This window comes from Streptomyces sp. NPDC060027, assembly GCF_042737005.1.
In the GTDB taxonomy this organism is placed as follows: Bacteria; Actinomycetota; Actinomycetes; order Streptomycetales; family Streptomycetaceae; genus Streptomyces.
Genome location: NZ_JBHWVI010000256.1, coordinates 1 through 11373, shown reverse-complemented (window position 1 = coordinate 11373; position 11373 = coordinate 1). Strand labels below are relative to the sequence as shown.

Sequence of the window (11373 nt, the reverse complement as noted above, 5' to 3'; positions counted from 1 at the left end):
CTCCGGCCGACGACAGCTCTTAGGACCGGCCGCGCGCCCCGGCACTCCCCGTCGGCCGCGCGACCCGGCGATCCTCAGGCCGCGCTGCGGTTCCTCCCGCGGTGCTTGCGGACGATCTCCGCGTACCGGTGACCGCTGCCCTTCACCGTCCGCTTCTGCGTCTTGTAGTCGACGTGCACCAGCCCGAACCGCTTGTCGTAGCCGTACGCCCACTCGAAGTTGTCCAGCAGCGACCACGCGAAGTAGCCGGCCAGCGGGGCGCCCTTGCGGGCCGCCGAGGCGCAGGCCGCCAGGTGCTCTTCGAGATAGGCGGTGCGCTCCGGGTCGTCGACGGTGCCGTCGGGGCGTACGACGTCGGGGTAGGCGGAGCCGTTCTCCGTGACGTACAGCTTGCGCGCGCCGTAGTCGTGCGTCAGGCGGAGCAGCAGACTCTCGATCCCGGCGGCCCCGACCTCCCAGTCCATGCCGGTGCGGGGCACGTCGAGCCGGCGGACCGTGCGCGCGCGGGGGGCCGGACCGGTGGGGTCGTCGGCGACGCTGGACGGGAAGTAGTAGTTGAGCCCCAGCCAGTCCAGCGGCTCGGCCATCGTCTCCAAGTCCCCCGCGACCTCGGGAAGTTCGACCCCGTACACCTCGACCATGTCCGCGGGGAAGTCGCGGCCGTGCACCGGGTCGAGCCACCAGCGGTTGGTGTGCCCGTCCAGACGCTTCGCCGCCGCGATGTCCTCTGGACGGTCGGTGGCCGACTCGATGCTGGACAGGTTGTTGACGATGCCGATCTGGGCACCGGGCGCGGCGGCGCGGATCGCCTGCGTGGCGAGTCCGTGGCCGAGCAGGAGATGGTACGAGGCGCGGACCGCGGCCGTCAGGTCGGTGAGACCCGGGGCCATCCGCCCCTCCAGGTGGCCGATCCAGGCCGAGCACAGCGGCTCGTTCAGGGTGGTCCAGTGCTGGACGCGGTCGCCGAGCCGCTCCGCGACGACCGACGCGTAGGCGGCGAGGTGCTGCGCGGTGTCACGTGCAGGCCAGCCACCCCGGTCCTGGAGCGTCTGCGGCAGGTCCCAGTGGTAGAGGGTGACCGAGGGCGTGATGCCCGCCTCCAGCAGCCCGTCGATCAACGCGTCGTAGAAGTCGAGCCCCTTGGCGTTGACCGGGCCGTCGCCGCCCGGCATCACCCGGGGCCAGGCGATGGACAACCGGTAGGCGTTGGCGCCGAGTTGGCGCATGATCCCGATGTCCTCGCGCCAGCGGTGGTAGTGATCGCAGGCGGCGTCCCCGTCGTCGCCGTTGTCGATCTTGCCGGGAGTGTGCGAGAAGGTGTCCCAGATGGAGGGGGAGCGGCCGTCCTCGGCGACGGCTCCCTCGATCTGGTAGGCCGACGTGGCCGTGCCCCACAGGAAGTCCTCGGGGAGGGCGGCAAGGTCGATGGTCACTGAAGTCCCTTCGTCATCAATGTCGTCAATGGGGTCGGTCACTTGACGGCTCCTGCCGTGAGACCGGCGACGAGATAGCGCTGGAGCAGCAGGAAGCCGGCCACCACGGGGACGCTGACGACCAGCGAGGCGGCCATGATCTGGTTCCAGTACACGTCGTTGAGCGTGGAGTAGCCCTGGAGTCCGACGGCCAGGGTGCGGGTGGCGTCGCTGGTCATCACCGACGCGAACAGCACTTCGCCCCAGGCGGTCATGAAGGCGTAGACGGCGACCGCGACGATGCCGGGGATCGCGGCCGGCACGACGACCCGGAAGAGTGCGCCGAGCGGCCCGCAGCCGTCCACCAGCGCCGCCTCGTCGAGATCGCGCGGCACCGAGTCGAAGTACCCGATCAGCATCCAGATCGAGAACGGCAGCGAGAAGGTCAGATACGTGAGGATCAGACCGCCGCGTGAGCCGAACAGCGCGATGCCGGTCGCGTTGCCGATGTTGACGTAGATCAGGAACAGCGGCAGCAGGAAGAGGATGCCGGGGAACATCTGGGTGGACAGCACGGTGACCGTGAAGACGCGCTTGCCGCGGAAGTTGTAGCGGCTGACGGCGTAGGCGGAGAAGACGGCGATCACGACCGAGCAGGCCGTGGCCGCACCCGCCACGATCAGCGAGTTCAGGAAGTACCGCGCGAGGGGCACCGTCGACCAGATGTCGATGTACGGCCGCAGGGTGAGGCCGCTGGGCAGCCAGCGGAACTTCCCCGAGACGTCCGCGAGCGGCTTCAGCGAGCTGGAGACCATCACGTAGACGGGTATCAGGACGAATCCGGTGAGCAGCGTCAGGAAGATCCGCCGGGACCACACGAAGGACCGCGGCGGTGCCATCGGCGAGCGGGGGGTGGTGGAGGTGCTAGACATCGGCCGTCTTCCTTCCCCGGGAGGTCAGCAGCAGGTAGACGCCGGTCACGACGAGCAGGAAGAGCAGCAGCAGCACGGACATCGCCGAGCCGGTGCCGAAGTTCCACGTCACGAAGGACGCCTGGTAGATGTGGACCGAGATGAGGTCCGCTGCCTCCGGGGCGGTCTTGCCGAACAGGACGAACGGCGTGTTGAAGTCGTTGAACGTCCACAGGAACAGCACCAGGACAAGGACCTGGTTCACCGGCCGCAGCGACGGCAGGGTGATGCGGCGCAGCTGCTGCCACAGGCCGGCACCGTCCAGGGCCGCAGCCTCGTAGAGCTCGCCCGGGATGTTCTGCAGGCCCGCCATGACGATCAGGAAGGCGAACGGCCAGCCCTTCCACACGGACACGGTGAGCAGGGCGTAGAAGCTGTTGTCGCCGATCAGCCAGAACGACGGCTCGTCGGTGATGTGCAGCTGGTCGTGCAGGACGTGGTTCACCAGGCCGTTGTCGTGCTGGAACATGAACACCCAGGTGATGACGGCCGCGTACACGGGCAGCGCGTACGGCACCAGGAACAGGGCCCGCAGCAGCCCGCGCCCCCGGAAGGTGTCCTGCATGTAGATCGCGGCGGCCGTGCCGATCAGCCAGCACAGGCCGACCGAGAGCAGCGTGAAGCCGATGGTGACGAAGAAGGAGTGCAGCAGCGCCTTGCCGACGGGCGCGTCGAAGTCCACCGACACCGAGTAGTTGTCGAGACCGGCCCAGGGCGCTGTGCCCCAGTCGCGGATGTAGAACTGCGTGAGCTCCTTGAAGCTCATCACGATGCCGATCACCATCGGCACCAGGTGGACCAGCAGTTCGAGGAGCAGGGCGGGCAGGAGCAGGAGGTAGGGCAGTCCGATGCGCTTGATCCGCCCGGTGCGGCGCGGGCCGCGCGCCGCACCGGGGGAGCTCTTGCGCACCGTCCGCTCGCCGGATTCGGCGGAGGCGGCGGTCGTGGTGGTCATGGCGGTGTCCGCACTCACTTCTTCGGCATCTGCTGCTGGGCCTTCTCGAGCGCCGCCTTCACCGACGCCGTGGTCACCGCGCGCCCGCCGGCGGCGTCGGCGAACAGGCCCTTGACGGCCGTACCGACCGCGGTCTCGAACTGGGACTCGTCGGCGACCTGCGGCAGCGCGGCCGCGCTCTTGGCCAGGGTGTCCTTGAGGACCGCGTTCGAGGGGGTGTTGAACGCGGCGTCCGTCTGCGCGCCCTTGACCGGCGGGATCGAGGTGTACGCCCCGTTGAGGATCTTCTGCTCGGCGTCACTGGTCAGGAACTTCACGAACTTCGCGGCGCCGTCGAGGTTCTTGGTGTTCTTGAACACCGCGAGGTTGATGCCCGCGACCATCGAGTTGACGTTCGTGCCCGTCCCCGGGGTGCCGGACTGCACGGGCACCGGGGCGATGCCGTACGCGTCCTCGCTCATGCCCTGCGACTTGAGGTTGGCGGACGCGGACTGCCAGAGCAGCATCGCGTTCTTGCCCTTGGCGAAGTCGCTCACGGACTGGTTCTGCGCGTACTCGGCGTTGCCCGGGGCGATGATCTTGTCTTTCGCCATCAGGTCGACGTACTGCTTGACCGCGGCGACGACCCCGTCGTTGGTGAAGTCGGCCGCGCCGTCGGCGGTGAAGAAGTCGGCCCCGTGCTGCTTGGCGAATACGAACGCGTGGTGGATGTTCTCCGAGGCGTTCGAGCCCTCCGCGCCGATGCCCCACTTGCCGCCCTTGGAGAGCTTCTTGCCGTCGGCGATCAGCTCGTCCCAGGTGGCCGGCGGGTTGGCGATGCCGGCGTCGGCGAACATCTTCTTGTTGTAGTAGAGCGCGTACGCCATCGAGTACAGCGGCACCGCGGCGGGGTCCTTGCCCTCGGCGCCCGTCGAGCCGAGCGCGGAGTCGACGAAGCGGTCCTTGCCGCCGATCTTGGCGAAGTTCTTCGCGTCCCACGGCAGCAGCGCGCCGGTGGCCTGCAGCGAGGCGCTCCAGGTGTTGCCTATGTTGAGGACGTCGGGGCCCTGACCCGACGTCGTGGCGGTGAGGATCCGGTTCAGCAGGTCGGACCAGGGAACGACCTCCAGCTTCACCTTGATGCCGGTCTGCTTCTCGAACTTCTTGAGTTCGGGCGCGAGGACCTTCTTGTCGATCTCGATGCTGGCACCCTGGTTGGACGCCCAATAGGTCAGCGTCTTCGGCGAGTCGTTGGACCCGCCGCTCGACGAGCCGCCGCCACAGGCGGTCGCGGCGGTCAGCAGAGAGATGGTGACCGCACCTGCGGCCGCGGCTCGGATTCTGCGCATGGCTGCTTTCGTCCCTTTCCCGGAGGGAGCGCATGAGGGGCGCCCGCGTTCACTTCCCGAACGATCCTCATGGCTTAATTTAGGACGTGAGTTAAGACCCGGAAGAAAGTCGCGTCAAGGGATCGCGCAGGGGTATCTTGCAGGTCGGCAGGCCGGAAGGGACATCACATGGCGGGGCGGAACGGTCGGACAGTGCGTGACCTGCGGCGGGGCAATCGCACCGCCGTACTGCAACGGTTGTATTTCGACGGGCCGATGAGCCGCTACGAGCTCGGTCCCGCCACCGGACTGAGTTCCGGATCCATCAGCAACGTGGTCGCCGAACTCGTCGCCGACGGCCTGGTCGAGGAGGCCGGCAGCGTCGACTCCGACGGCGGCCGCCCCCGCACCCTGCTGCGCGTGGTGCCCGGCAGCGGCCACATGATCGGCGTCGACGTCGGCGAAACCCGCGTCCGCATCGAGCTGTTCGACCTGACCCTCACCGAACTCGCCCGCACCGAAAGGCCGTTGGAACGCCAGGGCTACGAGGCCGACCGGCCGCTCAGGCGCCAGGAGTACGACGTCGACGTCATCGTCGGCCACATCCGCGACGGCATCGCCGAGGTCCTCGCCGAGGCGGACATCGCCCCCGACCAGCTCCTCGGAGTCGGCATCGGCGTGCCCGGCATCGTCGCCCGCACCCCCGAACGCGGCGCGGTCGTGCACGGCCAGACCATCGGCTGGGACGCAGTCCCGCTGGAATCCCTGCTCCGCTCCGCCTGCGAACTCCCCGACACCGTCCCGTACTTCGCGGACAACGGCGCCCGGACCCTCGGCCAGGCCGAGATGTGGTTCGGTGCCGGACGCGGCGCCCGCAACGCGGTGGTCGTCCTCTTCGGCTCCGGCGTCGGCGCCTGTCTCGTCACCGAGGAGGTGGAGAACGGCCGGTCCGTCGAATGGGGGCATCTGACCGTACGGGTCAGAGGGCGCCGCTGCCGCTGCGGCGCCCTGGGCTGCCTGGAGGCGTACGCGGGCGCCGAGGCGCTCCTGGACCGCTGGCGCGAGGAGGGCGGGCGGCCCCCGGAGGGCACGGACGAGGAGACCGCGCTCACCGCGATGCTCGCGGCCGCCTACCCGCCCGACGGCACCGAGGCCGATCCCGTCGCGCTCGCCGTCCTGGAGGAGACCGCCGAGTACCTGGGCGCCGGACTCTCCGACCTGATCAACCTCTTCCAGCCCGAGCGCATCCTCATCGGCGGCTGGGCCGGCCTCCAGCTCGGCTCCCGGTTCCTGCCCGCCGTACGCCGCTACGCCTCCTCGTACGCCCTGCGCTATCCCGCCCAGCGGGTCACCATCGACCTCGGCCGCCTCGGCCCCGACGCCGTCACGGTGGGCGCCGCGATCCTGCCGCTCGCCGACTTCTTCACCCGCGGCGGCCGACGCGCGGAACCCGCGCCGACGGGCCCGTCCCCGGCATGGCGCACGGCCCTGCAGGAGCGCGCGCCGCACTGACCCGGGGAGGGAGCCGATCCACGGCACCGGACGCCGCTGCCGCGGACATGAGGGAGTTCATACCGGCCTCGCGACACCGCGGACGCCACGGACGGGGCGTCCGACGCGTGGCTCACGCGAAGGCGTTCACCCCCGTCAGCTCCGCCGACAGGTCCCACAGCCGGGCGGCCTCACCGGGGTGGGTCGCGTAGGCGCGTACACCGGTCCGGGCGCCGTCCGCCGGAGCGGGCTCGGCGATGTCGCAGTCCTCGCAGTACACCCCGCCCAGGCCTGCCAGCTGCGGCGAGGTCGCGGCCCACACCTGGGTGGCCGCGCCCTGCTCGGGCGTCTTGAAGCCCTCGGGGTTCAGCGGCGTGCCGTTCTCGTCGATCCAGCCGCGCTCGACCATCTCCTCCTTGGGCAGGTGCCGCTGGAGCGGGGTGAGGATGCCGCCGGGGTGCAGAGAGAAGGCCCGAACGCCGGACTCCCGGCCCCGCCGGTCGAGCTCCACGGCGAACAGCACGTTCGCCGTCTTCGCCTGCCCGTACGCCTCCCACTTGTCGTAGCCGCCGCGCCAGTGCACGTCGTCCCAGCGGATGCCGGAGTAGTGGTGGCCGGCGGAGGACACGGACACGACCCGCGCCCCGCCCGGCTCGATCGCCGGCCAGAGCCGGTTGACCAGCGCGTAGTGGCCGAGGTGATTGGTGGCGAACTGGGCTTCCCAGCCGGGGCCGACCCGGGTCTCCGGGCAGGCCATGACGCCGGCGCTGTTGATGACGATGTCGATGACACGGCCTGAGGCGAGGAACCGCTCGGCGAAGGCGCGCACGCTGTCCAGATCGCCGAGGTCGAGCTCGTCGGTCTCCGCTCCGGGGATGCCCTCCAGCGCCTCGCGCGCGGTCGCCGGGCGCCGTGCCGGGACCACGACCCGGGCGCCCGCCGCGGCCAGCGCCCGGGTCGTCTCCAGGCCGAGACCCGAGTAGCCGCCCGTGACGACCGCGAGCTTGCCGGAGAGGTCGATCCCGTGGAGGACGTCGTCGGCGGTGCTCCGGGCGCCGAAACCCGAACCGATCTTGTGCTGTGCAGTGCTCATGCCTCGAACGCTACGAATTGGAGCGGACTCGAAGTCAAGCGGACACGAAACCGTGAGGTCGCGAGGTCGAGAGGATCCGAGGTCGAGAGGACGCGGCCGTCCGGGCGGGCGGTCGGCCGGGGAGCCCGCTTCGGGAAAGGGAAAGGGAAAGGCCCCGACCGGACGGGGGAATCTCGGTCGGGGCCGTCTGTGGTGGGCACGGATGGCGGTCGCCTCTCGGCGAAACGCTCCACAGGGCTTCAGCCGAACGATCGTCCCTGTGGGCAAAAGGTGAGGCCCGGGGACACTGTCCCATCCACACCCACGGGTGGTTCAACGGGCAACTACCCGTGAGTGTTCCCCGGAACGGCGCCGTCGGCGGTGACGTGCGTCACGGTGCCCTGCCGCCTGCCGCCTGCCGCCTGCCGCCTGCCGCCTGCCGCCTGCCGCCTGCCGCCTGCCGCCTGCCGCCTGCCGCCCGCCGCCTGCCGCCCGCCGCCCGCCGCAGGGTCTGCGGGGTGGCAGGCTCGGACCTGGATGCGGCCCCCGGTGAGGTCAGGGCTTCACCGCGACCGCTCCGAACTGCGGAACAGTGGGTGCGGAACCGGGCTCGGAGCGCCACTGCGAGCACGAGACCAGGCCCGGGGTGACGAACTCCAGGCCGTCGAAGAACGCCTCGATCTCCGCGCGGGTGCGGGCGGTGATCGGCGGGGTGGCGTTCTCGTTCCAGAACTTCATCGCCTCGATGTTGCCCTCGCCGCCGAGGTCGGCGTCGGTGGTCGGGTGGGTCAGGACGAGGAAGCTGCCCGAGGGGGCCGCCGCCATGATCCGGCGCACGATGTCCTGTGCCTCCTCCGTGTCGAGGACGAAGTTGAGGATGCCGAGCATCATCACCGCGACGGGCCGGCCGAGGTCGAGCGTCGCCGCGGCGCCCTTGACGATGGCGTCGGGACGGTGGACGTCGGCGTCGATGTAGTCGGTGGTGCCCTCGGGCGTGCTGGTCAGCAGAGTGCGGGCGTGAACCAGCACGATCGGGTCGTTGTCGACGTACACGATCCGCGACTCGGGGGCGATCCGCTGCGCGATCTCATGGGTGTTGTCCAGGGTCGGCAGCCCGGTGCCGATGTCCAGGAACTGCCGTACTCCCCGGTCGGCGGTCAGGTGGTGGACGGCACGGCCGAGGAAGTCGCGGTCCGCGCGGGCCACTTCGCGAATGATCGGGAACATGGACGCGACCTGATCGCCGACCGCCTGGTCGATCGCGTAGTTGTCCTTTCCGCCGATCCAGTAGTTCCAGACCCGCGCGTTGTGCGCCACGCTGGTGTCCAGCCTCGGTGACTCGCCTGACGGGCGCCGGCTCTCGCTCACGACTTCGTCTCCTCCCTGTGCGCCCACGCTGTCTTCGGGGCGGGTACGGCCGCCGACATGGCGACGGACCGTCGCCGTCATTGTGCCGCCCGTTGATCACCACGTCCGGTGAATCGGCTCGCCGACCGGAGACGGCCGACTTGGGGATTCCGAACCGTGCGCCGATCTGTCGCACCGTCAAGTTCGCGTGCGCCAAGAACCGTTGGCCGCCACGACCGAGTTGGCGATGCTGATGCTCCTTACAGGCTGCGGGCGGTGATGTCGCCGTAGGCGGTGGTCGCGCGGATGGTCAGGCCCGGGGTGCCGTCGGTGTTCTTGAGCGCGTTGTTGATCCGGCCGTGGCTGGTGCCGACGTCCAGGGACGCGGAGACTCCGTGGGCGGCGCCGATGGAGATGTCGCCGTGCTCGGTGCGCAGCGCGACCGTGCCGCGTACGGCCTCGGTGATGTTCAGGTCGCCCTTCTGGGTGCTGACCTCCGCGGGGCCGCCCAGACGGCCGACCGAGATGTCACCGGCGAGGAGGGTGAGGCGGGCGCTCGTGGTCTCGTCGAGCTCGACCGAGCCCTGAGCGCCCTCGAAGGTGACGTCGCCGAGCCGTCCGACGCCCCGGAACTCGGCGACGGCCGCCTTCGCCTCGACCCGGGAACCGGCGGGCAGTTGGACCGTCACCTCGACGGACCCGGGCGTGCCGAGGAGCCGGTTCTTCGCCTCCGGGGCCTCGATCCGCAGAACGCCGCCGTCGTACGTGACCTCGATCCGCTCCGCCGCCTTCACATCGCGACCCTTCGAGGCGTCCGCGGGCAGGATCTCGACGGTGGCGTCGGCGCGGTCGGCGGCGACGAGACGGATGTGTCCCGCGGGGATGTCGAGGACGGCGGAGATCGGGGCGGTGGTGTCGAACTTCTGCATCGTGCTCTCCTTCATCTGCCGCGTACGCTTCCGCGGCTCCTTGTTTCTGATGATGGAAACGCTACGTTGCATTCATGGATTCGACAACGTGTTAGTTGCGTGCAATGGCCGTAGCCACAGGTGAATGCAGGTATATTGTTGCAATGACTCTGACAATAACGCAACGGTCTCGGTGGTGTTTGTTGCAATGACGGATGAGTGAACGCTCCAGCGGAGACTCAGGGCGCCGCGGCGAAGGCGCCGCGACGAACGTCCCGCCGCGCGCTCCGTCTCAGCGGCTGCGGGCGTCGGCCGGTGTCTGCCGGGTCCTGGCCCAGGTGAGCAGGTCGTCCAGGGTCCACGTGGTGACGACCCGTTCGGCGGGCACGGCGCATTCCTCGGCTCGCGCGCAGCCGTGGATCTGCCAGTCCAATTGCCCGGGAGCGTGCGCGTCGGTGTCCAGAGAGAACAGGACACCCGCGTCGACCGCCTTGCGCAGCAGCCGGCGCGGCGGGTCGAGGCGCTCCGGACGGCTGTTGATCTCGACGGCCGTGCCGGTCTCGGCGCAGGCCGCGAACACCGCGTCCGCGTCGAACGCGGACTCGGGCCGGCCACGCCCGCTGAGCAGCCGCCCGGTGCAGTGCCCGAGCACGTCCGAGAGCGGATTGCGTACGGCGGCGACCATCCGGCGGGTCATCGGCCTCGCGTCCATGCGCAGCTTGGAGTGGACGGACACGACCACCACGTCCAGCTGTTCCAGCAACTCCGGCTCCTGGTCGAGCGATCCGTCGTCGAGGATGTCGCACTCGATGCCGGTGAGCAGCCGGAAGGGGGCCCAGCGTTCGTTCAGGTCCGCGACGACCGCCAGTTGCTCGCGGAGCCGTTCCGCCGACAGGCCGCTCGCCACGGTCAGCCGGGGCGAGTGGTCGGTGAGCACCGCCCATTCGTGGCCCAGCGCTGCCGCCGTACGCCCCATCTGCTCGATCGGGCTGCCGCCGTCCGACCAGTCGGAGTGCAGATGGCAGTCCCCTCGGAGGAGCGCCCGCAGAACTTCTCCGCCCTCGGTGAGCGGCCCCCCGGCCTCCCGCTCGACCTTCTCCAGGTAGCCGGGCACCTCACCGGCCAGCGCCTCCCGCACCACCTGCGCGGTCTTCGGGCCGATGCCCTTGAGCGACTCCAGTGCCCCCGTCGCCGCGCGCTCGCGCACCTCGTCCGCGGGCATCCCGGCGAGCAGGGCCTGCGCTGTACGGAAGGCCCGTACGCGATAGGTGGGAGCCAGGCTCCGCTCCAGCAGGAACGCGATCCGGTCCAGGGCCTCGACGGGGTCCATCGGCATTCCTCCCTGCGGTCGCGTCGGCCGCCGCGCGCTCCCCCCCAGCGTTGCCCAGTCACCGCCGGACCGCACGGCGGATGCCCGGCGGGCGGTGACGCGGCGGCTCTCCGGGCGGGCGCGGCAGGCGGCTCACCCACCTGGGCGAACCCGGGGATTTCCGCTGTTCCGCCGCGTGCCGGGCGGCGCGGGCGGGAGGCTCCCGGTGCTCCGCCGCTGACCCGCGAGAACCGCTTTACGCTCTAGCCATGACCGAAAGCGCGAGCCCTCACATCTCCCACCCACGGATCTTGGTGCTCGGGGTGCAGCCGGGCACGCCGCCGTTCCGGATCATGGAGATCGACGGCGAGATGGTCGGCGAGGCGAAGGCGATCACGGACGTCCTGGAGTACGCGGCGGCGTACGGCATCACTGTCCACGACCTCGACGACCCCGACGTGGTCCGCTGGGTGGGCGGCGACAAACTCACCTGGCAGCCGCGCTGACGCGGCCCGGCTGGACGGCGTTCGGAGTCCGTGCCGGTTCGGCGGCCGGGGCTGGGTGCCTGGCCGTGCCCGGTCCGGCCCAGGGGCGGCGTCTG

The 11373-nt window shown here is 70.3% G+C and carries 10 protein-coding genes; 2 read left to right on the top strand and 8 right to left on the bottom strand.

Annotated features, from left to right (window positions below):
* Positions 1–74 precede the first annotated feature (74 nt).
* Genes ACFWBT_RS37395 through ACFWBT_RS37380 form a run of 4 tightly spaced genes read right to left on the bottom strand, consistent with a single transcriptional unit; the run spans position 75 to position 4666 of the window.
* Positions 75–1433: a GH1 family beta-glucosidase gene (locus ACFWBT_RS37395; RefSeq protein ID WP_385707614.1), complete on the bottom strand. Its 1359-nt coding sequence runs from the start codon at positions 1431–1433 to the stop codon at positions 75–77.
* A gap of 38 nt (positions 1434–1471) precedes the next feature.
* A complete protein-coding gene (locus ACFWBT_RS37390; RefSeq protein WP_385707612.1) occupies positions 1472–2344 on the bottom strand; it encodes a carbohydrate ABC transporter permease in 873 nt (290 codons plus the stop codon).
* Positions 2337–3338 (bottom strand): carbohydrate ABC transporter permease, encoded by a 1002-nt coding sequence (locus ACFWBT_RS37385; protein ID WP_385707610.1) that lies wholly within the window; start codon positions 3336–3338, stop codon positions 2337–2339. The genes ACFWBT_RS37390 and ACFWBT_RS37385 overlap by 8 nt, the downstream gene beginning before the upstream one ends.
* Positions 3339–3352: 14 nt before the next feature.
* Positions 3353–4666 (bottom strand): ABC transporter substrate-binding protein, encoded by a 1314-nt coding sequence (locus ACFWBT_RS37380; protein WP_385707608.1) that lies wholly within the window; start codon positions 4664–4666, stop codon positions 3353–3355.
* A 168-nt stretch (positions 4667–4834) separates the two neighbouring features.
* Between ACFWBT_RS37380 and ACFWBT_RS37375 the strand changes: the two genes are divergently transcribed.
* Positions 4835–6157, top strand: coding sequence for an ROK family protein (locus tag ACFWBT_RS37375; protein WP_385707606.1), 1323 nt, complete (start codon positions 4835–4837; stop codon positions 6155–6157).
* A 112-nt stretch (positions 6158–6269) separates the two neighbouring features.
* On the opposite strand, the gene ACFWBT_RS37370 is transcribed toward ACFWBT_RS37375, so the two are convergent.
* The 4 genes from ACFWBT_RS37370 to ACFWBT_RS37355 form a co-directional block, all read right to left on the bottom strand.
* Positions 6270–7229 (bottom strand): SDR family NAD(P)-dependent oxidoreductase, encoded by a 960-nt coding sequence (locus ACFWBT_RS37370; RefSeq protein WP_385707604.1) that lies wholly within the window; start codon positions 7227–7229, stop codon positions 6270–6272.
* Between the two features lie 534 nt (positions 7230–7763).
* Positions 7764–8576 (bottom strand): SAM-dependent methyltransferase, encoded by an 813-nt coding sequence (locus tag ACFWBT_RS37365; protein WP_385707602.1) that lies wholly within the window; start codon positions 8574–8576, stop codon positions 7764–7766.
* 239 nt (positions 8577–8815) lie between these two features.
* Positions 8816–9484 carry a DUF4097 family beta strand repeat-containing protein gene (locus tag ACFWBT_RS37360; protein ID WP_385707600.1) on the bottom strand — a complete coding sequence of 223 codons (669 nt, stop codon included), beginning with the start codon at positions 9482–9484 and terminating at the stop codon, positions 8816–8818.
* 271 nt (positions 9485–9755) lie between these two features.
* Positions 9756–10793 (bottom strand): PHP domain-containing protein, encoded by a 1038-nt coding sequence (locus ACFWBT_RS37355; protein WP_385707598.1) that lies wholly within the window; start codon positions 10791–10793, stop codon positions 9756–9758.
* 248 nt (positions 10794–11041) lie between these two features.
* On the opposite strand from ACFWBT_RS37355, the gene ACFWBT_RS37350 reads away from it, so the two are divergent.
* Positions 11042–11278, top strand: coding sequence for a hypothetical protein (locus ACFWBT_RS37350; protein ID WP_385707596.1), 237 nt, complete (start codon positions 11042–11044; stop codon positions 11276–11278).
* Positions 11279–11373: the final 95 nt, after the last annotated feature.